The sequence below is a fragment of the Pseudomonas retamae genome (assembly GCF_043496865.1).
Taxonomy (GTDB): Bacteria; Pseudomonadota; Gammaproteobacteria; order Pseudomonadales; family Pseudomonadaceae; genus Aquipseudomonas; species Aquipseudomonas retamae.
On sequence record NZ_JBIEIL010000005.1, the window covers coordinates 188,052 to 212,387 of the forward strand.

General features: G+C 59.5%; 25 protein-coding genes. 20 read left to right on the forward strand and 5 right to left on the reverse strand.

What is annotated here, in order from left to right; translation table 11 throughout:
• The first annotated feature begins 20 nt into the window (after window positions 1–20).
• A complete protein-coding gene (locus tag ACGSLL_RS12570; RefSeq protein WP_394506228.1) occupies window positions 21–389 on the forward strand; it encodes a YkgJ family cysteine cluster protein in 369 nt (122 codons plus the stop codon).
• Window positions 390–537: 148 nt separating this feature from the next.
• Window positions 538–2,820: a putative bifunctional diguanylate cyclase/phosphodiesterase gene (locus ACGSLL_RS12575; protein ID WP_394506230.1), complete on the forward strand. Its 2,283-nt coding sequence runs from the start codon at window positions 538–540 to the stop codon at window positions 2,818–2,820.
• Here the strand turns inward: ACGSLL_RS12575 and ACGSLL_RS12580 are convergent.
• Window positions 2,711–3,607: an NAD(P)-dependent oxidoreductase gene (locus ACGSLL_RS12580; RefSeq protein ID WP_394506232.1), complete on the reverse strand. Its 897-nt coding sequence runs from the start codon at window positions 3,605–3,607 to the stop codon at window positions 2,711–2,713. The two genes, ACGSLL_RS12575 and ACGSLL_RS12580, sit on opposite strands and share 110 nt — an antisense overlap.
• 195 nt (window positions 3,608–3,802) lie before the next feature.
• On the opposite strand from ACGSLL_RS12580, the gene ACGSLL_RS12585 reads away from it, so the two are divergent.
• Window positions 3,803–5,995, forward strand: coding sequence for a hypothetical protein (locus ACGSLL_RS12585; RefSeq protein ID WP_394506234.1), 2,193 nt, complete (start codon window positions 3,803–3,805; stop codon window positions 5,993–5,995).
• Window positions 5,996–6,275: 280 nt separating this feature from the next.
• Here ACGSLL_RS12585 and ACGSLL_RS12590 read toward each other — a convergent pair whose 3' ends face one another.
• The gene (locus ACGSLL_RS12590; RefSeq protein ID WP_394506492.1) at window positions 6,276–6,596 is read right to left on the reverse strand and encodes a DUF2288 domain-containing protein; all 321 of its coding nucleotides are present in this window, start codon (window positions 6,594–6,596) and stop codon (window positions 6,276–6,278) included.
• Window positions 6,597–6,947: 351 nt separating this feature from the next.
• On the opposite strand from ACGSLL_RS12590, the gene ACGSLL_RS12595 reads away from it, so the two are divergent.
• The 9 genes from ACGSLL_RS12595 (at window position 6,948) to ACGSLL_RS12635 (ending at window position 14,688) form a co-directional block, all read left to right on the forward strand.
• A complete protein-coding gene (locus tag ACGSLL_RS12595; RefSeq protein WP_206416063.1) occupies window positions 6,948–8,075 on the forward strand; it encodes a branched-chain amino acid ABC transporter substrate-binding protein in 1,128 nt (375 codons plus the stop codon).
• A 230-nt stretch (window positions 8,076–8,305) separates the two neighbouring features.
• On the forward strand, window positions 8,306–9,229 hold the full coding sequence (livH, locus tag ACGSLL_RS12600; protein WP_090282129.1) for a high-affinity branched-chain amino acid ABC transporter permease LivH: 924 nt from the start codon (window positions 8,306–8,308) through the stop codon (window positions 9,227–9,229).
• Window positions 9,226–10,482, forward strand: coding sequence for a high-affinity branched-chain amino acid ABC transporter permease LivM (locus ACGSLL_RS12605; protein WP_090282128.1), 1,257 nt, complete (start codon window positions 9,226–9,228; stop codon window positions 10,480–10,482). Before livH ends, ACGSLL_RS12605 begins: the two co-directional genes overlap by 4 nt.
• Window positions 10,479–11,246 (forward strand): high-affinity branched-chain amino acid ABC transporter ATP-binding protein LivG, encoded by a 768-nt coding sequence (gene livG / locus ACGSLL_RS12610; protein WP_016771357.1) that lies wholly within the window; start codon window positions 10,479–10,481, stop codon window positions 11,244–11,246. The genes ACGSLL_RS12605 and livG overlap by 4 nt, the downstream gene beginning before the upstream one ends.
• On the forward strand, window positions 11,247–11,948 hold the full coding sequence (locus tag ACGSLL_RS12615; RefSeq protein WP_003222380.1) for an ABC transporter ATP-binding protein: 702 nt from the start codon (window positions 11,247–11,249) through the stop codon (window positions 11,946–11,948).
• Between the two features lie 293 nt (window positions 11,949–12,241).
• Window positions 12,242–12,547, forward strand: coding sequence for a BufA1 family periplasmic bufferin-type metallophore (locus ACGSLL_RS12620; RefSeq protein WP_016771358.1), 306 nt, complete (start codon window positions 12,242–12,244; stop codon window positions 12,545–12,547).
• Window positions 12,548–12,572: 25 nt separating this feature from the next.
• Entirely contained in the window at window positions 12,573–13,460 is an 888-nt protein-coding gene (bufB, locus tag ACGSLL_RS12625; RefSeq protein WP_394506239.1) for an MNIO family bufferin maturase, read from the forward strand.
• Window positions 13,457–14,215 carry an HvfC/BufC N-terminal domain-containing protein gene (locus ACGSLL_RS12630; RefSeq protein WP_394506241.1) on the forward strand — a complete coding sequence of 253 codons (759 nt, stop codon included), beginning with the start codon at window positions 13,457–13,459 and terminating at the stop codon, window positions 14,213–14,215. Before bufB ends, ACGSLL_RS12630 begins: the two co-directional genes overlap by 4 nt.
• Complete coding sequence (locus ACGSLL_RS12635) at window positions 14,212–14,688, forward strand: DoxX family protein (protein ID WP_394506243.1); 477 nt, start codon at window positions 14,212–14,214, stop codon at window positions 14,686–14,688. The genes ACGSLL_RS12630 and ACGSLL_RS12635 overlap by 4 nt, the downstream gene beginning before the upstream one ends.
• Window positions 14,689–14,797: 109 nt before the next feature.
• On the opposite strand, the gene ACGSLL_RS12640 is transcribed toward ACGSLL_RS12635, so the two are convergent.
• The gene (locus tag ACGSLL_RS12640) at window positions 14,798–15,712 is read right to left on the reverse strand and encodes a LysR family transcriptional regulator (protein ID WP_394506245.1); all 915 of its coding nucleotides are present in this window, start codon (window positions 15,710–15,712) and stop codon (window positions 14,798–14,800) included.
• A gap of 104 nt (window positions 15,713–15,816) precedes the next feature.
• Here ACGSLL_RS12640 and ACGSLL_RS12645 point away from each other — a divergent pair, with 104 nt between their 5' ends.
• From ACGSLL_RS12645 to ACGSLL_RS12655, 3 genes are all read left to right on the forward strand, one after another.
• Window positions 15,817–16,416, forward strand: a complete 600-nt coding sequence (locus tag ACGSLL_RS12645) for a short chain dehydrogenase (protein WP_394506247.1) — start codon at window positions 15,817–15,819, stop codon at window positions 16,414–16,416.
• Window positions 16,417–16,475: 59 nt separating this feature from the next.
• A complete protein-coding gene (locus ACGSLL_RS12650; protein ID WP_394506249.1) occupies window positions 16,476–17,129 on the forward strand; it encodes a COG3650 family protein in 654 nt (217 codons plus the stop codon).
• A 97-nt stretch (window positions 17,130–17,226) separates the two neighbouring features.
• Window positions 17,227–18,840, forward strand: coding sequence for an NAD(P)/FAD-dependent oxidoreductase (locus ACGSLL_RS12655; RefSeq protein ID WP_394506251.1), 1,614 nt, complete (start codon window positions 17,227–17,229; stop codon window positions 18,838–18,840).
• A 138-nt stretch (window positions 18,841–18,978) separates the two neighbouring features.
• Here ACGSLL_RS12655 and ACGSLL_RS12660 read toward each other — a convergent pair whose 3' ends face one another.
• The gene (locus tag ACGSLL_RS12660; protein ID WP_394506253.1) at window positions 18,979–20,073 is read right to left on the reverse strand and encodes a PLP-dependent cysteine synthase family protein; all 1,095 of its coding nucleotides are present in this window, start codon (window positions 20,071–20,073) and stop codon (window positions 18,979–18,981) included.
• Between the two features lie 250 nt (window positions 20,074–20,323).
• Here ACGSLL_RS12660 and nhaA point away from each other — a divergent pair, with 250 nt between their 5' ends.
• The 5 genes from nhaA to ACGSLL_RS12685 all read left to right on the forward strand — a co-directional run bounded on the left by nhaA (window position 20,324) and on the right by ACGSLL_RS12685 (window position 23,670).
• Entirely contained in the window at window positions 20,324–21,514 is a 1,191-nt protein-coding gene (gene nhaA / locus ACGSLL_RS12665; protein ID WP_332762391.1) for a Na+/H+ antiporter NhaA, read from the forward strand.
• 163 nt (window positions 21,515–21,677) lie between these two features.
• Window positions 21,678–22,892, forward strand: a complete 1,215-nt coding sequence (locus ACGSLL_RS12670) for an S-type pyocin domain-containing protein (protein ID WP_394506256.1) — start codon at window positions 21,678–21,680, stop codon at window positions 22,890–22,892.
• A 7-nt stretch (window positions 22,893–22,899) separates the two neighbouring features.
• Entirely contained in the window at window positions 22,900–23,151 is a 252-nt protein-coding gene (locus ACGSLL_RS12675; RefSeq protein WP_394506258.1) for a colicin E3-like toxin immunity protein, read from the forward strand.
• The gene (locus tag ACGSLL_RS12680; protein WP_394506260.1) at window positions 23,152–23,397 is read left to right on the forward strand and encodes a colicin E3-like toxin immunity protein; all 246 of its coding nucleotides are present in this window, start codon (window positions 23,152–23,154) and stop codon (window positions 23,395–23,397) included. It begins immediately after the preceding gene.
• 21 nt (window positions 23,398–23,418) lie between these two features.
• Window positions 23,419–23,670, forward strand: a complete 252-nt coding sequence (locus tag ACGSLL_RS12685) for a pyocin S6 family toxin immunity protein (protein WP_394506262.1) — start codon at window positions 23,419–23,421, stop codon at window positions 23,668–23,670.
• Window positions 23,671–23,741: 71 nt separating this feature from the next.
• Here the strand turns inward: ACGSLL_RS12685 and ACGSLL_RS12690 are convergent, their stop codons facing one another.
• Window positions 23,742–24,206, reverse strand: a complete 465-nt coding sequence (locus ACGSLL_RS12690) for an outer membrane lipoprotein (RefSeq protein WP_016771369.1) — start codon at window positions 24,204–24,206, stop codon at window positions 23,742–23,744.
• Window positions 24,207–24,336: the final 130 nt, after the last annotated feature.

Below are 24,336 nucleotides of genomic sequence, written 5' to 3' on the forward strand. Positions count from 1 at the left end.
TCCCTTTGATACCCTCGCCCATGTCTGAAGTCAGTCCGTGTCTGAATTGCGGTGCCTGCTGTTCCCATTTTCGCGTGTCTTTTTTCTGGGGTGAATGTGCATCCTCCGGCGGTACAGTGCCCGATGAACTGGTCGCGCAAATTACCCCGAGCCGGGTGGCGATGATCGGTACCGACCGCAAACCCGCACGTTGCCTGTCGTTGGCGGGCGAGGTCGGCAGCGCCGTGGCCTGCACAATCTATGAGAAACGCTCAAGCACCTGCCGCGAGTTCGAAGCGTCGTGGGAGAACGGTGAACACAACCCCGACTGCGACAAGGCCCGCGCCGCGCACGGTCTGCCGCCGCTTGATCCGCACTGGAACGACCTGCCTCTGGAGCGCATCGCCTGAGCCTTAGCGCTAAACGCTATGAGGCTCATGTCAAATTCATTAGCACCAATATGCCACTACGCCTTGCAGCCTGAAATCCGCCTCTATACTCCAGTCATTCGCCTGCGTTGAACGCGCAGTCAGGACGACTTCAGAGACGGGGCACGCTATGGAGTGGCTTGGTTTGCATTTTGTTACCGAGCTGCCGGCGCGCGGGCAGGTCATTCTCGATTGCACTCACAATCCGTTGCTGGTGCTGGCGGCCTATCTGGTCGCCTGCGCGGCGAGTTTCGCGACGCTCGATATGGCCGAGCGTGTGGTGCATGCCGAGGATCTGCCATCGCGGCGTCTCTGGCGCTGGATCGGCGCGACCTGTCTGGCCGGCGGCATCTGGGCCATGCACTTCATCAGCATGCTGGCTTTTCAGACGCCCATCGATATCGAGTATGACCTCGGCATCACCCTCTTCTCCCTGCTGATCGCCCTGCTCGCCTCCTGGCTCGCCATGCAAACCCTGAGCGAGGTGCAGCCCAGTGCGTTGCGCTGCCTGAAAACGGCGTGCGTCATTGGCCTGGGGATCGCCGGCATGCATTACGTTGGCATGGCGGCGATGAAATCGAGCGCAACCAGTTACTACCATCCGGGACTGTTCGCGTTGTCGGTGCTGATCGCCATCGGTGCCAGTTTCGCCGCGCTGTGGGTGGCCCGCTATCTGAGCGAAGGCAGCGGCGTGGCCCATCAGTTGCTCAAATACAGCGCTGCGCTGATTCTCGGCGCTGGCATCATCAGCATGCATTTTATCGGCATGGCTGCGCTGAACCTGGTCATACCCGAGGGCGGCGTGGCCGCGAGCGGCGGTGCAAGCGGGCATTTGCAACTTGGCCTGACGGTGGCGTTGATCATCCTGTTGATATTGGGCAGTGCGATCAGCGCCGCTCTCGCCGACAAGAAGCTGCAGAACAAGGAGCACGACCTGCGCCGGGTCAACGCCCTGCTCAGCCAGCTCGATCAGGCACGCATGTCATTACAGCAAGCGGCCAATTACGACGCGCTGACCAACCTGATCAACCGCCGTGGTTTCAACCAGATGTTCGCCGAAAAACTCAGCCAGAAAACCAGCGAGGGCGGCATGCTCGCGGTGATGTTTCTCGACATCGATCACTTCAAACGGATCAACGACAGCCTCGGGCATGACGCCGGCGACGCGCTGCTCAAAGTCATCGCCCAGCACATCAAAAGCTCGGTACGCAGCCACGAAGACGTGGTCGCGCGGTTCGGCGGTGACGAGTTCTGCATCCTGATCAGCCTGCACGACCGCGAAGAAGCGCGCGGCATGGCTCAGCGCATCATGCTCAAGATGAAGGAACCGATCGAACTGGCCGGCCGGCGCATGGTGATGACCACCAGCATCGGCATCAGCCTGTTTCCTGAAGACGGCACGACTTGCGAAGAACTGCTCAAACACGCCGACCTCGCGCTGTACCAGTCCAAAGGCGCAGGGCGCAACGGCCTGCACTTTTTCAATTCCAGCCTGAAAAGCCGCGCAACCATGGAGTTGCAACTCGAAGAAGAACTGCGCCACGCCCTGCGTGAGGAAAACGGTCTGATGCTGTATTACCAGCCAATCTTCGAACTGAAAACCGGTCGCGTCACCAAGCTCGAAGCGCTGATTCGCTGGCAGCACCCGCTGCACGGTTTGCTCACCCCGGATCGTTTTATTGCCATCGCCGAAAACAACGGACTGATCGCCGAACTGGACAACTGGGTTCTGCGGCGCGCCTGTCGTGATCTCGGCGAACTCTCCAGCCATGGCTGCGAGGAGCTGAAAATCGCCTGGAACTGCTCGCCGTTGAATCTGGCCCGCGAGGAACTGGCCGATGAAATCGAACACGCCCTGCGCAGCGCCGGGGTGGCGCCGGAGCGGCTGGAGCTGGAGGTCACCGAGAACGCGCTGATGGGCAACATCGCCAATACCCTGGTGCTGTTGCGACAGATCCGCGCGCTCGGCGTGTCGCTGTCGATCGACGACTTCGGCACCGGCTATTCGTCGCTGGCCTACCTTAAGCGGCTACCGCTCAACACCTTGAAAATCGACCGCTCGTTCATCCTCGACATCCCCAAGGCTACGGCGGACATGGAGATCGTCCAGGCGATCATCGTCATGGCGCACACCCTGCACCTGCAGGTGGTCACCGAGGGCGTGGAAAGCCTGGAGCAATACGAGTTTCTCGAGCGCTCGGGCTGCGATTTCATTCAGGGCTACCTGCTCAGCCGTCCGGTGCCGCTCAACGAGTTGCGCCCGGTGCTGGAGGAAATCAACCAGCGCAAGGCGTCGCCGGCGTTCAATCCGTTGCTGTTGGCGCGCGGTACATTTGCACCAGTGTCGCTGGGTCCTGCGCCAGATAGCCCTGCGCCCCATGCAGGCGCATCAGTTGTGCGGCCAATCCGCTGAGCGGCGTCGCCGAACCCTGTTCTCGGGAAAATTTCACCGCCGTGTCGAGGTCCTTGAGCAGCGTGCGCACGTGCCATTTGATCGGTTCGAAACGACTTTCGGCCATCTGCGGGGCAAGAATCTGCAGCGGTTTCGAATCGGCAAAACCGCCGGCCAGCGCTTCGGCAAGCAGACTGGCGTCGACCCCGGCCTGTTCGGCCAACGCCACTACCTCGGCAATCACCAGCGCGTTGCAGGCGACAATCATCTGATTGCAGGCCTTGGTGACCTGGCCGGCACCGACGCCGCCCATGTGCGTGACGCGCTGACCGAGACTCAGCAGCACCGGGCGCACCCGCTCAAGATCCGCCGCCGCGCCGCCGACCATGATTGCCAGGCTGCCCGCCTCGGCGCCGACCACGCCGCCGGAGACCGGCGCGTCGAGCCAGCCCATGCCGGTTCGCTGCGCCAGTTGCGCGGCCAGCTCGCGGGTTGCCGTTGGTTCGAGGCTGGAAAAATCCACCAGCAGTTGCGCGTTTTTGGCGCCCTCGGCAATGCCGCCCTCGCCGAACACCACCTCGCGCACCACCGCCGTGTCAGCCAGGCACAACATCACGATGTCCGCGTGCTCGCACAGTTGGGCGGGGCTCGCCACTTGCCGGGCACCGGCCTCGACCAGTGCCGTGCACTTGGCCGGGTTGCGATTCCACACGGTCAGCGGGTAACCCGCCGCCAACAGACGCCGGCACATCGGCAGGCCCATCAGGCCGATTCCGGCAAACCCCAACGAAGGTAGCGTTGACATCATTTTGCCTCTTTTCCATTAAAGATCGCCGAATAATGGCCGATTCAACAACGATCAGGAAAGGATTCCCCCCAGCGACAGTCAGGCCACAGCGCTGACGCTCGGGCTCAATTCGCGCAAAAAAGACGCGAGATCCTATTCCGTGAGGTTCGCTGACATCGGTCATCGGGCCAACCCAGTCCAGGTACATGGCGCACCATGACATCCAAAAACAATCCTGCCACTGCGATTTCCGACCTGACCTCCAGCCCCGCCGCCAACAGCCCGACCAAGCCTGTGCAACCCGCGCGTCCGCTGTCGACCCAGCAATACCTGTACTTCACCGAAACCAATACCGACCGCATCCTCGACAACCTCGACGGCCTGCGTGATCTGGTGTTCCCGCGCCCGCCGCACCTGGAAGGCGACAACGAACAGCACAACGATCAGGAATTCCCTTCGGTGTGCCTGATCGGCCTCGGTCGCTGCGGCTCCAACATCGCCCTCGACGTCGCGGAGCTGGTGTACAACGCGCGCAAGTTCTACCTCAACGAATTCAACAACGAAGACCGCCCGGCCGACCGCCGCCTCGTCGACAAAGGCTACAGCCCGGCGCAGTGGATCAAAAACAACCTGCGCATCGGCACCAACAAATCGGCCAAACCGGTGTTTCTGGTCGAGCCGCTGGTGATGCTAGGCGACCTCGACAAGGACATCGCCGGGCGCATCCGTTTTTCCCGCAAGGGCGAAAAAAGCGGCTTCCTGCGTGACTACAGCAAGATGAAGATCATGGACTTGTCCGAAGTCCACGCCGGTGGCGCCGGTAACGCGCCGATCCTCGGCCAGTATCTGGCGAAGATCATCCTCAACAAGGACACCCAGCGCTTTTCCAGCCCTGACTGGAAAATGATCCACTCGTACCTGATCGACAGCTGCGGCATCAAAGCCAACCAGTCGCGCCTGTACTTTTCGATTTTCAGTGCCGGCGGCGGTACCGGTTCGGGCATGGCCTCGGAATTCGGTCTGGCCCAGCAGCACTCGTACATGAACAAGACCTTCGACACCAAGCCGATGGACGAACACGACGGCAAAAGCGGTCATTCGTTCGTGTTCGAGCCGATCTTCACCAGCGGCATCTGCGTGCTGCCGAACATTTCCGACCACCGCAGCGAAATGTCCGAAGCCCTGCACATCAACGCCGGGCGTCTGCTGTGCAAATACCTTTCTGAGGAATGGGATTTCTCTTACAACTTCGCCAACGAAGACAGCAGCGAAGCCAGCGTCATGGGACGGATTCGCCCGTGGAACGCCATGATGCTGATCTCCAACGACATCATGCGGTACGCCGAAGAAAGCGACGACGGCAACATCCAGAACATTGATGTCAATGCGATGGAGAAGCACGCCAACCAGTACATCTCGCAGCAGATTTTCAACATTCTTACCGCGCAGGCAGTGACCACCGACTACGACCAGAACTACTTCCGCCGCGCCGGCATCGACATCGGCGAAACCATTCGCCTGGATGCCAACGACCTGTTCATGAGCCTGGCCGGCCCAGTGGCGATTGCCTACGCCGAATCGGTGGTACCGGAAACCCCGCCGCCGAGCAGCGACAAGTTCAAGGTTTTTGAAAAAGAGCCGCAGCGCCTGAACATCGACGATCTGTTCTTCCGCTCGATCGACCTGCCGCACTTCAACAAGGTCACCCAGGCCATCGAAGGCATCAGCCTGCTGCCGATCGAGTCCAAGCGCTATCGCGCGTCGCTGGAGCAGTACAAGAATTCCGGCTACGACGCCGCCGCCCTGCATGACCTGCACTTCTTCAAAAACTGCTCGTCAGTGGTCTCGATCGTTTCGCTGCCCAAGGACTACAAGCTGTCGTACATGGACCTGAACCGGTTGAAGACCCACCTCAACAGCCTGTTCCCCAATACCACGCTCAAACGTTACGCGCTGGTGATCGGCGCTTCGGCGAACCTGTCATTGACCACCCTGATCGCCAAGAGCCCGTGCCTGTCGGACGACTTCCTGACCCTGATCGTGGCGTTTATCAAGCGCTGCTTCGCCAAAACCCCGTACCGTTTCGACGAGACGCTGGACAACTCGATTCTCGATTTCATCATTCAGGAAGAGTTTGACGAAGACCGCATTGACGACTTGCTCAACGAATTCGAAAACCCGGCGAAGATTCTCGACACCAACTGGTACGCGATCAAACCGATGTACGAGAAGAAGTACCGCGAGTTGATCAACGACAAAGACAAGTTCGTCTCGATCAACGACATTCGCCTGTCGCGCGATTGTGTGAAGAAGTCGATCAAGTACCTGCGCGAGATCTATCGTCACCGGATTGGCAAGACCAAGGTTATTTCGCTGAATAACCATACCGGGAAGAGTTATTCGGCCTGATCCGCTACCGGGTCGCCCCTATTCGCGAGCAGGCTCGCTCCCACATTTGGAATGCATTCCCCTGTGGGAGCGAGCCTGCTCGCGAAGGGGCCTTACCGACCGATACACATCTGACTGAATCAACATCCAGAAACAATTAAGCGACCCTCAGGCCGCTCGATCAACTGTTCCCGTTACGTTTACGTCACCGTGAAGTGAGACGCGCCTGTGGCGTTTCTCTACGGCAACGTGCCATCACGCTACTCCGCTACACACTTTTCGCCGATGACGACTCGCACCATCAAGGTGCATCGCTTGCAGAGGCCGCCCTTTCCTGGATCAGAATCCATGGGGATACCACCACTGCCCACAGCGGCGGGTCGCGTTCGAAAATATCCAGCGCCCGCGTTTCAGACAGCTTGGCGACCTTGTCGTCGGCCAGCCAGGCCGCGACTTTCTCGCCTTCGTCCGACGCCACGGCCTCGGCAGCGGCGATCAAATCCAGCTCAGGGTCGACCCACAATAGGGCACCCTTGGCAAAGAACGGCTCCAACTCTTTCCAGGTAATAGATGCGGTTTCCCCAAGCAGCTTGGCATAGAGGGTGCTAGGTTCTTGATTCATGGGCTCTGTCCGGAAAAGAAATCGACGCGAATCATAACGTTGGTGGTCCGCCAGAAAAACCCGGTTGCAAATTGCTGCACCGAACGAAAAGAGCAGGAACGCCAGGGAATGCTGCTGATTGGGTATATGCCCGCGAAAGCCCCGCCGCAATTCTGTCTTTTTCATTCAAAAATGCGACACCCCCAGGTTTTGCCCCTTGGCGCCCGCTTCCCAGTTGAACAAGCGGCGCTCTACACTGTACCGGTACAGTTGCCGGGGCATTTTCCGGAGGATGTCGCAAAGATATCTGACCCGGTTCTGCTGCTACGGCGCCAGGACTCTAAAAAAATACAACAGTAAGAGTGGAGCACTATGACTAAGGCTACTAAGCAGATTTCCAAACTGTTTGCCGCTATGGTTCTGGCCGGGGTTGCCAGCCATTCGTTCGCAGCTGACACCATCAAAATCGGTATCGCCGGTCCTAAAACCGGTCCAGTAGCCCAGTACGGCGACATGCAGTTCAGTGGCGCGAAAATGGCCATCGAGCAAATCAACGCCAAGGGCGGCGTCGACGGCAAGAAACTCGAAGCCGTTGAATACGACGATGCCTGCGATCCGAAACAAGCGGTAGCGGTAGCGAACAAGGTCGTCAACGACGGCGTCAAGTTCGTGGTCGGTCACCTGTGCTCCAGCTCCACTCAGCCAGCTTCGGACATCTACGAAGACGAAGGCGTGATCATGATCACCCCGGCTGCCACCAGCCCGGACATCACCGCCCGTGGCTACAAAATGATCTTCCGTACCATCGGTCTGGACAGCGCCCAAGGCCCAGCCGCCGGTAACTACATCGCCGATTACGTGAAACCGAAAGTGGTTGGCGTGCTGCACGACAAACAGCAGTACGGTGAAGGCATCGCCACCGCGGTGAAATCGACTCTGGAGAAAAAAGGCACCAAGGTTGCCGTGTTCGAAGGCGTCAACGCCGGCGACAAGGACTTCTCGGCAATCATCGCCAAGCTCAAGCAAGCCGGTGTCGACTTCGTCTACTACGGCGGCTACCACCCGGAGCTGGGTCTGATCCTGCGTCAGGCTCAGGAAAAAGGCCTGAAAGCCAAGTTCATGGGTCCGGAAGGCGTGGGTAACGACTCGATCACCCAGATCGCCAAGGACGCGTCCGAAGGCCTGCTGGTGACCCTGCCAAAATCCTTCGACCAGGATCCGGCCAACGTTGCCCTGGCTGACGCGTTCAAAGCGAAGAAGGAAGATCCGAGCGGCCCGTTCGTGTTCCCGTCCTACTCCGCGGTTGAAGTGATTGCCGCCGGTATCACCGCTGCCAAGTCCGAAGACGCTACCAAAGTTGCCGAAGCAATCCACAAGGGTTCGTTCAAGACCCCGACCGGTGACCTGAGCTTCGACGACAAAGGCGACCTGAAAGACTTCAAATTCGTGGTTTACGAATGGCACAACGGCAAACCTAAAACTGAAGTTTCGCCTCAGTAAGGCGCTGCCTGACTGACTGCCAATAAAGCCCACGGCGTGCCGTGGGCTTTGTTTTACGAATGTATGGGCCGCGCTGGCGTGATCCGCCAGTCTGCCCACCTGAAAATCTCAAAACCGTCATCAGCGGTTCGCTGGCAAAACCCGGATTCGAAGTGGATAGAGATCCACGGGGCCGGGCGGGAAAATGACTCCACCAGTGAAATGCGTATCAGGTTTTTAGGAGCGCTGTAATGCCTGACCTCTATCACTTCTTCCAACAGCTGGTTAACGGCCTCAACGTTGGCAGCATGTATGCCTTGATCGCCATCGGCTACACGATGGTCTACGGCATCATTGGAATGATCAACTTCGCCCACGGCGAGGTGTACATGATCGGTTCCTACGTGGCGTTCATCGCCATCGCCGGGCTGACCATGATGGGACTCGACAGTGTCCCGCTGCTGATGACCGCGGCGTTCATCGCCAGCATCGTCGTCACCAGTTCCTACGGTTACAGCATCGAACGCATTGCCTACCGCCCCCTGCGCGGCAGCAACCGTCTGATCCCGCTGATTTCCGCCATCGGTATGTCGATCTTCCTGCAGAACACCGTTCTGCTGGCGCAAGACTCCAAGGACAAAGCAATCCCCAACCTGATCCCGGGCAACCTCGCCTTCGGTCCGGGTGGCGCACAAGAAGTGCTGATTTCCTACATGCAGATCGTGGTGTTCGTGGTCACTCTGATCGCCATGCTCGGCCTGACCCTGTTCATCTCCCGTTCTCGTCTGGGTCGCGCCTGCCGCGCCTGCGCCGAAGACATCAAGATGGCCAACCTGCTCGGCATCAACACCAACAACATCATCGCCCTGACCTTCGTCATTGGTGCTGCGCTGGCAGCCGTTGCGGCTGTGCTGCTGAGCATGCAATACGGGGTGATCAACCCGAACGCCGGTTTCCTCGTCGGCCTCAAGGCCTTCACCGCTGCGGTACTGGGCGGCATCGGCAGCATTCCCGGCGCGATGCTCGGCGGGTTGGTGCTCGGTGTAGCGGAAGCGTTCGGTGCCGATATCTTCGGCGACCAGTACAAGGACGTCGTGGCGTTCGGCTTGCTGGTTCTGGTGCTGTTGTTCCGTCCGACCGGCATTCTGGGCCGTCCGGAGGTTGAGAAAGTATGACTAGGAATCTTAAACAAGCGCTGTTCAGCGCTTTGCTGGTGTGGGCCGTGGCCTACCCGGTACTCGGTCTGAAACTGACCATCGTCGGCATCAACCTGGAAGTGCACAACACCAGCCCTGCGGTGCTCGCGACCATCGCGATCTGCTCGGTGCTGATGTTCCTGCGCGTGCTGTTCAATCAGCAGATCAGCAAAGCCTGGCGCTCCTCGCCGGGCATGCCGCTGATCCCGGCCAAGGCCAGCAACTTCCTGACCCTGCCGACCACTCAGCGTTACTTCATCATTGCGCTGATCATCATCGCCCTGGTGTGGCCGTTCTTCGGTTCGCGCGGCGCGGTGGACATCGCCACGCTGATCCTGATCTACGTGATGCTCGGCCTCGGCCTGAACATCGTCGTCGGTCTGGCCGGCCTGCTCGACCTCGGTTACGTCGGTTTCTATGCCGTCGGCGCCTACAGCTACGCGCTGCTGTCGCACTACTACGGCCTGAGTTTCTGGATCTGCCTGCCGATTGCCGGTCTGATGGCGGCGACGTTCGGCTTCCTGCTGGGCTTCCCGGTGTTACGTCTGCGCGGTGACTATCTGGCAATCGTGACCCTCGGCTTCGGTGAGATCATCCGTCTGTTCCTGCGCAACCTGACCGATATCACCGGCGGCCCGAACGGCATCAGCAACATCGAAAAACCAACGTTTTTCGGCCTGACCTTCGAGCGTAAAGCGGCGGAAGGTCTGCAGACGTTCCATGAGTATTTCGGCCTGCAATACAACTCGATCAACAAGGTGATTTTCCTTTACCTCGTTGCGCTGTTGCTGGCACTGGCTGCGCTGTTCGTGATCAACCGTTTGCTGCGCATGCCGATCGGCCGTGCGTGGGAAGCGCTGCGTGAAGACGAAATCGCCTGCCGTGCGCTGGGCCTGAACCCGACCGTGATCAAGCTTTCTGCGTTCACCCTCGGTGCCGCGTTCGCCGGTTTTGCCGGCAGCTTCTTCGCCGCGCGCCAGGGTCTGGTGACGCCGGAGTCGTTCACCTTCATCGAGTCGGCGATCATTCTCGCCATCGTCGTGCTGGGTGGCATGGGCTCGCAGCTGGGCGTGATCCTGGCGGCGATCGTGATGATCCTGTTGCCGGAAATGATGCGTGAATTCAGCGAGTACCGCATGTTGATGTTCGGTGCCCTGATGGTGTTGATGATGATCTGGCGTCCTCAAGGTCTGCTGCCGATGCAACGCCCACACATGGAGTTGCGCAAATGAGCCGCGAGATCCTTAAAGTCGAAAACCTGAGCATGCGCTTCGGCGGTTTGCTCGCGGTCAACGGTGTGGCCTTGACCGTCAAAGAGAAACAAGTGGTTGCGCTGATCGGGCCGAACGGCGCGGGCAAGACCACCGTGTTCAACTGCCTGACCGGTTTCTATCAGCCTACCGGCGGCAGCATCCTGCTCGACGGCGAGCCGATCCAGGGCCTGCCCGGCCACAAGATCGCGCTCAAGGGCGTGGTGCGTACCTTCCAGAACGTGCGGCTGTTCAAGGACATGACCGCGGTCGAGAACCTGCTGATCGCCCAGCACCGGCACCTGAACACCAACTTCCTGTCCGGCCTGTTCAAGACCCCGGCGTTCCGCAAAAGCGAGCGCGAGGCGATGGAGTTTGCCGAGTACTGGCTGGAAAAGGTCAACCTCAAAGAGTTCGCCAACCGCACCGCCGGCACCCTCGCCTACGGCCAGCAACGGCGTCTGGAAATCGCCCGCTGCATGATGACCCGCCCGCGGATCCTCATGCTTGACGAGCCAGCCGCCGGCCTCAACCCGAAGGAAACCGAAGACCTCAAGGCGCTGATCGGCGTGCTGCGTGAAGAGCACAACGTCACCGTGCTGCTGATCGAGCACGACATGAAACTGGTCATGAGCATTTCCGACCACATCGTCGTGATCAACCAGGGCACACCGCTGGCCGACGGCACGCCGGAACAGATCCGCGACAATCCTGAAGTGATCAAAGCCTACCTGGGGGAAGCGTAAATGCTGCAGTTCGAAAACGTTTCCACCTTCTACGGCAAGATTCAGGCACTGCACAGCGTCAACGTCGAAGTCCGTCAGGGCGAGATCGTCACGCTGATCGGCGCCAACGGTGCCGGCAAGTCCACGCTGCTGATGACACTCTGCGGTTCGCCGCAGGCGCACAGCGGCAGCATCCGCTACATGGGTGAGGAACTGGTCGGCCAGGACTCGTCGCAGATCATGCGCAAGAGCATCGCCGTGGTCCCTGAAGGTCGTCGGGTATTTGCTCGTCTGACCGTGGAAGAGAACCTGTCCATGGGCGGCTTCTTCACCGACAAGGGCGATTATCAGGAGCAGATGGACAAGGTCCTCGGCCTGTTTCCGCGCCTGAAAGAACGCTTCAACCAGCGCGGCGGCACCATGTCCGGCGGCGAACAGCAAATGCTCGCCATCGGCCGTGCGCTGATGAGCAAGCCCAAGCTGCTGCTGCTCGACGAGCCGTCGCTGGGCCTGGCACCGATCATCATCCAGCAGATCTTCGACATCATCGAACAACTGCGCAAGGACGGGGTGACGGTGTTCCTGGTCGAGCAGAACGCCAACCAGGCGCTGAAAATCGCCGACCGCGCCTACGTTCTGGAGAACGGCCGTGTGGTTATGCAAGGCACCGGTGAAGCACTGCTGACCGACCCGAAAGTGCGCGAGGCGTATCTGGGTGGTTGAGCGTTATCGCTAAACAAAAAAACGGCCTTCGGGCCGTTTTTTTATTTCGCGAACGAACAACATAGAAACCCTGTGGGAGCGAGCCTGCTCGCGAAAGCGGTCTGTCATTCAACTTATGGGTGCCTGACACGACGCCATCGCGAGCAGGCTCGCTCCCACAGGGATACATGTGAATTCGAGATTTCTATAAAAATTTCATCCCCGCCTGTAACACATCCCCCCGACCTTTCTCTAGAGGGACAAGCAAGCGCAAAAGCACTTGCGGACACCCTGATAAAACCTGGAGAAACATCATGACTGCTACCACTCGCACCCTGTCCGCCACCGCTCTGGTTCTGGCCCTTGGTTCCGCGCTGAGCATCGCCACCGTCTCCACCGCCCAAGCCGCCGATGCCAACATGGAAAAATGCTTCGGCGTGGCCATGAAAGGCAAGAACGACTGCGCCGCAGGTGCAGGCACCACCTGCGCTGGCACAGCGAAAATGGACTACCAGGCCAACGCCTGGAAACTCGTTCCGAAAGGCACCTGCGCCACCACCGAAAGCAAAACCTCGCCGACCGGTTTCGGTCAGCTCGAAGCGTTCAAAGCCAAGTCCTGATCCGCGGCCTGCCTGAGTGACGATCATGTTCAGCCACCACGACCATATCCTTGCGCGCACTCAGGCAGCCCTCACCGGGCTCCCGCCCCGTGCCGGGCTGGGCCTCAAGACCGGGCACTTTCAACAAGTGCTCGGTTCATCACCGGACCTCGGTTTCTTCGAAGTCCACGCCGAAAACTACATGGTGGCCGGCGGTCCGTTTCATCATTTTCTCGGTTTGATTCGTGAGCAGTATCCGCTGTCGCTGCACGGTGTCGGCTTGTCCATCGGTGCTGAATCGCCGCTGGATCAACAACACCTCAAGCGCCTGGCCGAGCTGATTGAACGCTATCAACCGCAATCCTTTTCCGAACACCTGGCCTGGTCGAGCCACGGCCCGGTGTTTCTCAATGACCTGCTCCCGCTGGCCTACGACACGCCCACGCTTGACCGCGTCTGCGCGCACATCGATCAGGTACAAAACACCCTCAAGCGGCCGATGCTGCTGGAAAACCCGGCGACTTATCTGGGGTTCGAACGCTCGACTTTTGATGAGGCAGATTTCATCGCCGAGGTCATTCGCCGTAGCGGCTGTGGTCTGCTGCTCGACGTGAACAACGTCTATGTGTCCTGCATCAATCATCAGCGCGACCCGCTGGCCTATCTCGCGGCTTTGCCGCTGCATGCAGTCGGCGAGATTCATCTGGCCGGGTTCGCCGAAGATTGCGACAGCCTCGGTGATCGTTTGCTGATCGACGATCACGGCGCGCCGATCGATCAAGCGGTCTGGCAGTTGTATCGCCAGGTACTGGAGCGCATCGGCCCGGTGGCGACGCTGATCGAGCGTGACAACCAGGTGCCAGCATTCGAGGTATTGCTGGCCGAGGCGCAACAGGCTCAGCGATTGTTGCTGGCAAGCGGAGGCCGCAAATGAGCACACAAAGCGCTTTCGCCGCCGCGCTGATCGATCCACACCTGCCCTGCCCCGACGGCTTGCGCAGCGCCAACGGTGCCGACCCGGCGAGCCGTTTTGCGGTGTATCGCAACAACGTGCAGGCATCGCTGATCAATGTCCTGGCCGACAGTTATCCGGTGGTGCATCAGTTGGTGGGTCAGGAATTCTTCCGCGCCATGGCCGCAGTTTTCATCCGCAGCCAACCGCCACAGAGTCCGCTGATGAGCCGCTACGGCGACACGTTCGCCGACTTCATCGCGCAGTTTGAACCGATTGCCGGTGTGCCCTATGTCGCCGATGTCGCACGCCTTGAGTATTTGCGCGTCGTCGCCTATCACGCTGCCGACGCGCAGCCGATCCAGCCGGAGCACGTCAGCGCCGCCCTCGCCAGCCCGCAGACTCTGAACAAACTAACGTTCGGGTTGCATCCGTCCCTGCACCTGCTCGACTCCGCGTTTGCCGTGGTGGCGATCTGGGCCGCGCATCAGCAGGCGCAAAGCCTGGCGGACATTGGACTGAATCAAGGGCAACACGCACTGGTGCTGCGCAACGGTCTCGACGTTGAGGTGTTTGCCGTGGACGAGGGCGCCAGCGTGTTTATCCGTCACCTGCGCAATGGCCTGCCGTTGCTTGCGGCGGCAGAACACAGCCCGCCCTTCGATCTCGCCCAAACCCTGGCCTTGCTGATCGCACACCACGCGATTATTCAACTGAACTACAAGGAGTTGCCATGAACACCCTTATCCTGCACGCCATCAGCCTGCTGGAAAAAATCCCGCACAGCCTGATAGCCTTCATTGCGCGTTTTTCGATCGCTGCGGTGTTCTGGAAGTCCGGGCAGACCAAGGTCGAGGGCCTGGCGATCGACTTGATTGACGGCACGTTTCAACTGGGTTGGCCGCGCTTGGCGGACTCGACGATTCCGTTGTTCCAGAGCGAATACAACGTACCGCTGCTGTCGCCCGAAATCGCCGCGCATCTGGCGGCATTCGCCGAACACTTTTTCCCTGTGCTGATACTGATCGGCCTGGCGACACGTTTTTCAGCGCTGGCGCTGCTGGGCATGACCCTGACCATCCAGATTTTTGTCTACCCCGACGCGTACCCGACCCACGGCACCTGGGCTGCGGTATTGCTGTATTTGATGACGACCGGGCCGGGGAAATTGTCGATCGATCACCTGATCGCACGCCGCTTTTCTCGCTGAAAGAAATGCCTGTGGGAGCGAGCCTGCTCGCGAAGGCGGTGTGTCAGCTTGCCTAAAACGTTGCTGAACTATCGCCTTCGCGAGCAGGTTCGCTCACAGGGTTATAAAATCAGCGCTGCAGTCGATCCAGCGCCTCGCCGCTGCGCTTGAACCAGCCCATCAGATAATCCGCCAGCACCTGCGTGCGTTTCGGCAATCCACCCTGATACGGATGCACCAGCAACATCGGCATACGACGGGTCTGAAAATCGCGCAGGAGCCAGCGCAAGCGGCCGTCGGCCAGTTCCGTCTGCAGCAGGTAGGAAGGCAGTCGGGCGATGCCGGCGCCGGTGAGCGCGGCTTTTTTCAACAGGCTGTAATGGTTGCTGGCGAACGGGCCCGAGACTCGCACCCGCAATAATTCGTGCTGCTGGTGATAAAGCCATTCTTCGCGCCCGCTGTAATGGCTGTTGAGCAGGCAGCGGTGCTCGGCCAGTTGTTGCGGCGTCATTGGCTCGCCGTAACGCTCGAGATAGGCCGGGCTGGCACAGGTCATCTCCTGCCACGCCAGCAGCGGTCGGGCTACCAGCCGCTGATCATTGGCCACCTCGGAGCGGATCGCCAGATCGAAACCGTCACGCGACAGATCGCGGTAGTTGTTACTCAACTCCAGCTCGATCTGCACTTCGGGGTACTGCTGCGAGAACTCCAGCAGCAAGCCATCGAAAAAGGTTTCTCCAAGCGAAACCGGCACCGTCATCCGCACCGGGCCGGCCATATCGTCCTTGAGCCGTGCCAATGCCTGACGCGCCCGTTCCACTTGAACCACCAGTGCCTGCGCTTGCGGCAACAACGCCGCGCCCGCCGCCGTCAGGCTCAAACGCCGGGTGGTGCGTTGCAGCAGGACCACGGAAAACTGCGCTTCAAGCTGGCTGATGCGCTTGGACAACTGGCCCTTGCTGCAGCCCAACTGTTGCGCGGCCAAGGTAAAACTGCCGGCTTCGATCAACACGGCGAACGCTGCCAGATCATCCATTTCACTCATGGATTGTTTCCATTCGAAAACCAAAGGTTGCCTATTAGTGCGCTTATCCGCGAGAAAAACCACTCTAGACTGAAACCTCATTCAATGACTTGAGGTACAGCTCGATGAAAATTCTGTTGATAGGCGCTGGCGGCACGATCGGTTCGGCCGTGGACAAAGAATTGTCGCAACGTCACGAAGTCATTCGTATCGGCCGTAACAGCGGCGACTTGCGAGTCGATATCAGCGACAGCGCGTCGATTCGCAAGCTGTTCGAACAGACCGGCAAGTTCGATGCGCTGATCTGCGCGGCGGGCAACGTGACCTTCGCACCGCTGAACGAAATGAGCGACGACAGCTTTGCCCTCGGCCTGAAAGACAAATTGATGGGCCAGGTCAATCTGCTGCTGATCGGCCGCGAATTCGCCAATGATGGCGCTTCATTCACTTTCACCACTGGGGTGCTCAGCCACGATCCGATTCGCAGCGGTGCTTCGGCGGCGCTGGTCAATGGCGCACTGGACAGTTTTGTTCGCGCGGCGGCCATTGAACTGTCGCGTGGTCTGCGCGTGAACTCGGTGAGCCCGACGGTTCTGACGGAAGCCTTGGGTAAATACGCGCCCTATTTCCGCGGCTTCAAGTCTGTTCCTGCGGCAGAAGTGGCATTGGCCTACGCCAAAAGTGTCGAAGGCCTGCAAACCGGGCAGACATTTCACGTCGGTTGACCCCTTGTGATGAACGGTCAGGCTGCGTAACGTGGCGACACTTGTCTGGAGAGCCAAAGATGCGTGTCGCCCGTTCGTTGATCGTTGTTGCCCTGCTGCCGTTGTTTGCCGCCTGCCAGTTGTTCGATGGCCAGCGTGAAAGTGCCTCGCACGTCGGGCAGACGCGAATGCAGGGGCAACTGACGGCGGCGGACGGCAAGCTGGTGTTTCAGCCGTGTCAGGAGCAGCGTCAGCTGGTGATCAATGACATCGGCGGCACTAGCGTGCTGCAGGAAGCCGCGACGCTGGCCGACGAGCAAGGCAAGCTGTTCGCCGATGTGCGTGGCAAGGTCGTTGGCGATCGCCTCGATCTGACCCAACTGTACCGAGTCGAACGCTCCGGCAGCGCTTGCGATGATCCGAATTTCAAATTGCTGATTCTGCATGCTGCCGGCCATGGCCCGGAATGGAACGTCAAGGTCAGCGGCAAAGGTATGGTCATCGAGCGTGAGGGCCAGCCACCGCTGGCCGTGCCTTATGTCGAGGAACAAACGGGTGACGGTCGTTTCAACCTCAGCAGCGAAGCCAACAATCAGCGCATCGAATTATGGGTCGCCCCGCAACGCTGCGTCGACAGCAGCAGCGGCAGCGTGCAGCACATGAGCGCCGAGTTGCGCATCGACGGCCAGGTGCAGCGTGGTTGCGGGTATTTCGGCGGATCGCGCAACGACTGAGCGTTTTAGCCTCACCCGATCCGGCCGTTGCGGCTTATAATCGCCGCCTTCAAACGCCTTGGCGCAGTTGTGCGCCCCGCGAACCCGGATCCCCGCCATGTTACGAATCACCGAACTCAAGCTGCCCATCGACCATCCCGAAGAAGACCTGCGCGCGGCCATCGTGCAACGCCTGGGCATCGCCAGCGATGAGCTGCTCGATTTCACCCTGTTCAAGCGCAGCTACGACGCGCGCAAGAAATCCTCCGAGCTGTGTTTCATCTACACCATCGACCTCAGCCTGCACGATGAGGCGCGGGTCTTGGGCAAGTTCGCCGATGACCGCAACGTCAACGTGGCGCCGGATGTCAGCTACAAGTTTGTCGGCCAGGCGCCTGGCGACCTTGGCCAGCGCCCGATCGTCGTCGGTTTCGGCCCGTGCGGGATCTTCGCAGGTCTTTTGCTGGCACAGATGGGCTTCAAGCCAATCATCCTCGAACGCGGCACCGAAGTGCGTCAGCGCACCAAAGACACCTGGGGCCTGTGGCGCAAAAGCGTGCTCAACCCCGAGTCCAACGTGCAGTTCGGCGAAGGCGGCGCGGGCACATTCTCCGACGGCAAGCTGTACAGCCAGATCAAGGATCCGAAGTTTCTTGGGCGCAAGGTCCTGCACGAGTTCGTCAAGGCCGGCGCGCCGGAAGAAATCCTCTACGTCAGCAAACCGCACATCGGTACGTTTCGTCTGACCGGCATGGTTGAAAACATGCGCGAGCAGATCCGCGAACTGGGCGGTGAAGTGCGCTTTCAGGAGCGCGTTTCCGACGTGTTGATCGAAGACGGCCAACTGGTCGGCGTGCAGCTGGCCAGCGGCGAAACCCTGCATTCGAAGCATGTGGTTCTGGCCCTCGGCCACAGCGCCCGCGACACCTTCCGCATGCTGCACAGCCGTGGCGTGTTCATGGAAGCCAAACCGTTTTCGGTAGGTTTCCGTATCGAACACCCGCAATCTCTGATCGACCGCGCACGTTTGGGCAAGTACGCCGGACACCCGAAACTCGGCGCCGCCGATTACAAACTGGTGCACCACGCCAAGAACGGCCGTTCGGTCTACAGCTTCTGCATGTGCCCGGGCGGCACCGTGGTCGCGGCGACTTCGGAGCCGAACCGCGTGGTCACCAATGGCATGAGCCAGTACTCGCGTAACGAGCGCAATGCCAACTCGGGCATCGTCGTCGGCATCACCCCGGAAGTCGATTATCCGGGCGGCCCGCTGGCCGGCATCGAGCTGCAGGAGCGCCTGGAATCCCACGCGTTCATCCTTGGCGGCAGCGACTACAAGGCGCCGGCGCAGTTGGTCGGCGACTTCATCAATGGCAAACCTTCGACCGAACTGGGCGAAGTCGAGCCGTCGTACAAACCGGGTGTGGCGTTGGGCGATCTGGCCCTGGCCCTGCCGGACTTTGCCATTGAAGCCATCCGCGAAGCGTTGCCGGCGTTCGAGAAGCAGATTCGCGGTTATTCCCTGCATGACGCCGTGCTGACCGGGATCGAAACGCGCACCTCGTCGCCGCTGCGCATCACCCGCAACGATTCGCTGCAGAGCATGAACGTCAAAGGCCTGTTCCCGGCGGGTGAAGGCGCGGGTTATGCCGGCGGGATTCTTTCGGCGGGCGTGGACGGGATTCGGATTGCCGAGGCCGTGGCACGGGATATTCTCGGCCTGGAAGCCTGATCCGCGAAGTTTGCAACAACGCAAAACCCTGTGGGAGCGAGCCTGCTCGCGAAAGCGGTCTGTCACTCAACGAAGTTGTTGGATGTGATTCCGCCTTCGCGAGCAGGCTCACTCCCACATTGGTTTCTGCATTCCGCTTTAGATATTGGCGCGCAATACTGAGGTCGGCAGCGCCTCCCCGCGCTCGGCGCTGGCCGCCACCGCTTCGATCAAACCTTCCAGCTCATACCCCTGCGCCTTCAACCAGCCCTGATCGTAATAGGTGTCGGCATACCGCTCGCCGCCATCGCACAGTATCGCCACGATCGACCCCGACTCTCTCGCCGCTTTCATTTGCTGCGCCGCCATCAGCGCGCCGATCAGGTTGGTCCCGCTCGAGCCGCCGACATGCCGGCCCAGGCGCTGCGCCAAATAATGCATGGCCGCCAGCGACAGGGCATCCGGCACCTTGACCATCGCATCGATCACCTTGGGCAGAAACGACGCTTCCACCCGCGGCCGGCCAATGCCTTCGATGCGCGAACCGCACTCCAGGCGCAGACTGGCATCGCCGCTTTGGTAATAATCGAAAAACACCGAGCGCTCGGCGTCGGCGCACAATACGCGGGTGCAGTGCTGGCGGTAGCGCACGTAACGACCAAGCGTTGCGGTGGTGCCGCCAGTGCCGGGGCTGGAAATCAGCCAGCTCGGCTCCGGATGTTTTTCATAGCGCATCTGCTGAAAGATCGATTCGGCGATATTGTTGTTCGCCCGCCAGTCGGTGGCGCGTTCGGCATAGGTGAACTGATCGATGAAATGGCCGCCGTGTTCGCGAGCCAGGCGCTCGGATTCGGCGTAAATCTGCGTCGGATCTTGCACCAGATGACTCTGGCCACCGTAAAAAGCGATCTGCGCAATCTTCTCTTTCGACGTGGTCGCCGGCATCACCGCAATGAACGGCAAACCCAGCATCCGTGCGAAGTACGCTTCGGAAATCGCCGTCGAGCCGCTGGACGCCTCGATCACCGGCGCGCCAGGCTTCAACCAGCCGTTGCACAACGCATACAGAAACAGCGAGCGGGCCAGGCGATGCTTGAGGCTGCCGGTCGGGTGGCTGGACTCATCCTTGAAGTACAACTCGATGCCCGCAAAACCCGGCAGCGGCAAGGGGATCAGGTGGGTATCGGCGCTGCGCTGGAAATCCGCCTCGATGATGCGGATGGCCTCGCGGGCCCACTGTCGGTTGTCGCTCATGGTCAGGCTTCTCGTCGAATCGGGCAGGAATCAGCCTCTTTATGAGGCTCGCTGATCAGCTTAGGAAAAATCCGCTAGCGCGCACAGGTACAGCTGAGTCTCAATGTGTCCGGCAACTGCTAGGCTCAGCGTGGCTGGGACCTGAAGCCTTGTAACGACATATAACAAAAAAGAATATAACTTTTGTTTTAACAACTAACCGTACGGGTTAGGGTGTTCTACCTTTTTTGATATCCGATGGAGAGCGACCTTGCCTCTGCGTAGCACTTTCACGCGTTTCTTTCAGTTGGAAGCTGCCAGCGGTCTGTTACTGATCGCCGCAGCCATTCTCGCGCTGATTATCAATAACTCGCCGCTGTCGTGGCTGTACACCGGCCTGCTCGACACGCCGGTGGTGGCGCAGGTCGGTGCGCTGAAAATTGCCAAACCGCTGTTGCTGTGGATCAACGACGGCCTGATGGCGATGTTCTTCCTGCTGATCGGTCTGGAAGTGAAGCGCGAAGTCCTCGATGGCCAGCTGTCCAAGCCCTCGCAGATCGTCCTGCCGGGTGCGGCGGCGGTCGGCGGCATGCTGATACCGGCGCTGATCTACTGGTTTCTCAACCGCGACAACCCTGCCGCCCTCAGCGGCTGGGCGATCCCGACCGCCACCGACATCGCTTTCGCCCTTGGCGTACTCGCCCTGCTCGGCAAACGCGTACCGGTGTCGCTGAAGCTGTTCCTGATGACCCTGGCGATCATTGATGACCTTGGCGCCATCGTGATCATCGCGATTTTCTACTCCGGCGAACTCTCGACCCTGTCGCTAGGGCTCGCGGCTGCGTGCATCGCCTCGCTGGTGGCAATGAACCGCCTCGGCGTGGTCAAGCTCGGGCCGTACATGATCATCGGTCTGATCCTCTGGGTCTGCGTGCTCAAGAGCGGCGTCCACGCGACGCTGGCCGGTGTAACTCTGGCGTTTTGCATTCCGTTGCGCACGAAAAACGCAGAACCGTCCCCCCTGCTCACCCTCGAACACGCACTACACCCATGGGTCGCCTACGGCATCCTGCCGTTGTTCGCCTTCGCCAACGCCGGTCTGTCGCTGAGCGGCGTCACCGTCGAGAGCTTCACCCACGACGTACCGATGGGCATCGCCATCGGCCTGCTATTGGGCAAAACCGTAGGCGTGTTCGGCCTGACCTGGCTCGCGGTAAAAGTCGGCATCGCCGCCCTGCCCCAAGGCGCCAACTGGGGCCAGATCCTCGGCGTAGCGATCCTGTGCGGCATCGGCTTCACCATGAGCCTGTTCGTCGGCTCACTGGCCTTCGAGCCGGGCGTGAGCGACTACGCGGGCATGGACCGGATGGGCATTTTGACCGGCTCGATTCTGGCGGCGTTGATTGGTTATGCGGTAACGGCCGCGGCGAGTCGCAAGCAGGCTGCATTGCCGACCAGATAGAAGATCCATGGCGAGGGAAAAATATTCCCTCGCCGTCATCCTTTTAACACGCGGCGAACTATCCCCACCTCTTTAGCGACGCGTCCTACAGCCATAATTTTCCTGCGTTAACGTCGTGCGGCCCCTTTCGAGGGGCTGTCGATGATGAGCGAAGGGACGATCTGTGGCGCGTGACAAGGACATTCCGCGGGTGCAAAACCCACCGGCGGGCGACGGACATCACGTTACCTGGCGGTATATGACGGCCGCCGAACTGGCCGAGCGCGAAGCCGGGCAAAACGCTTACGACGCGATGCTGGCGCGGCAGGAGGCTTTCGAGCGCAGCCGTGAAGTGGCAGCGAAAAAACCCCAAGCCGTGCGTGCCGGCTGTGTATTCGCCAAGTCCTGCAAGTTGCCGGATGCGATTATCGATTACAGCAATCCTTCCGGCATGGTGCCGACCGACAGCCTGAAGGATTACGGCGAGCTGATCCTGCTCGGCGGTCGCGAAGCCGACCCAAGCTGCGGTATTCCACTCAAGAAAATCAGCGCCAACGCCATCCCGGTCGGGTTCGGCAGTCTGGCCTTGGCAGGCTCGGCTTTTGAAGCGCTGCCGGCGCTCGCCTCCAGTGCGGTGGCTGCGCCCTTGCTCGGGTTGGTTGCGCTGCTGATGCCGTCAAGCCTGGGCGACAGCGCGCTCTACACCGATGAGCAACTAAGCACACTCAAACAAGCCCGAACCCGCGTGCGCCTGCGCGTCGAGCAACAGGCCGATGGCAGCCTCAAGGGTTACGGCTTCTACACCGGCAAGAACCGCAATTGGGAAATGGTCGATGTCGTGCAGTTCACTGCACGCGGCGACCGGTTCGCTGCGGATCTGGGTGAAGGCGTCGAACTGCTCTGGACCCCGGCGGTGGATGGCTCGGACATTCTCGGCATTCCAGCACTGGAGGCCGCACCGCAGGCACCGCATATCTGGGTGTATCCACCGACGAAAGCGGTGGACGGGATACTGGTGAATCCGGTTTATCCGCCGGAGTACAAAGATTTCATTCTGGTGTTTCCCGCAGACTCGGGTGTAAAACCGACTTACATCGTTGTCAGCTCTGCGAAAGGCACCGCTGAAGCGGGACATACCTATCACCCCGCTCCCGAAACGTCGGATATCACAGCCTTTCCCGATTTAAGAAGAGCAAAAAAGAAAACGCCGTTCAACGGTGGGCTTCGGGATCGCTGGATCAATGCAAAAGGCCGAATAATCTATGAATGGGACTATTTACATGGTGAGCTTGAAGCCTACCGCACAAGCGATGGTAGCCATTTAGGCTCTTACGACCACAGAACTGGTGAACAGATAGATCCACCCAAAAAGAACCGTAGTATCAAAAAATATTTGTGAGGATTACATGGGACTTAAAGCCAGACTCGAATGGTACGACCAACAAACCGAACTGGGTGAGGGGGAGGAACTGTCGAAAGATTTTGGCGAGGACGGGTCATTAATTGAAGCATTAGGCCTACCGTCGAAAAGCTTCAATAACGGCGGATTTGATGTAAAAGCCGATTGGATCAAGACTCTCCAGCCCCACTTCCAGCATTCCATTCAATTTTCTTCTTACGACTATCAGGTATCGTTCGTTTACCGGGATCAGTGGTAGATGGGACTGGAATTGAGATTGGAATGGTACGACACAGCAACCTTGGAGTTTGAGGGGGAAGAGTCGTCAAAAGATTTGGATGATGACGAGTCAGTGTTAAACGCCTTGGGGATCCCCGTCGAGGACAACATCAATAATGGCAGCTTCAACGTCGCTCAAAACTGGCTGCCCACAATTCAGCCGTATTTTCAACATCAAATCGATTTGAGAGTCCACGACTATCAAATTTCGTTTGACTACGGCTAACAGCCCCGAAAGTTTAGCTCCATGCACTTTCTTTCGATTACCGGATTCCACCCTGACGAAGTCCAAGATGACTCCTTGCAATTCGAGCTGGATATCACCGGCAGCGAGATGAATGAAAAAGTGGCCCAGCTCATTGAATCCAAGCCCTTGGATGAGGTGGAACCCGGCGAACTGTTGTTGACTCAGGAGCAGGTAACCGCATTGGAAAACTTGCTCAACGTCAGTTTTCCAAAGGGCCTCGAATACTTCATGGGTACCTGCGCCACATACTGAATGAACAATTCACAAGCAAAGAAAAACCCCGACCAGTCACCTGATCGGGGTTTTCTTTACCTGCATCCCGCTTAGTGCGACACGCGGCTGGTCCCGCCAACGGTGGAAATCCGTACCCGCTCGCCGACGCGGAATACTTCATTCTCCTGAACCTGCTGCACGTAGGCGCGCATGCTGCCGTCGTCTTCACGGACGGTAATTTCCACGCCTTGAGTACGGGTCAGGCCTTCTTCGGTAGCCGAACCGAGCAGGCCGCCCGCCACTGCACCGATGACTGCGGCGACGATGCTGCCCTTGCCGCCGCCGATGGCGCTGCCGCCGACACCGCCGACCACTGCGCCCGCCGCGCCGCCGATCGGGGTCTTGGTGCCTTCGATTTTCACCGGACGCAGGGATTCGATGGTGCCCATGCGAATCGTCTGCACGCGACGTGCTTCGTCACGGGAGTAGGAGTCACCGGTCAGGCTCGACTGGCAGCCGGTCAGCAACATTGCCATGGTGGAAAAGGAAGCAACCAGCAGAACAGACTTACGCATAGCATCAACTCCAAAAAAACATATGTGCATTAAACTCCGTGGCGTGGCGCCTGTCACGACACCTGCCGGATAAATTGGCTTCCATTCAGGCCAGGTACAGATGGCGGCGAACGTCCACTTACAGTAGCGC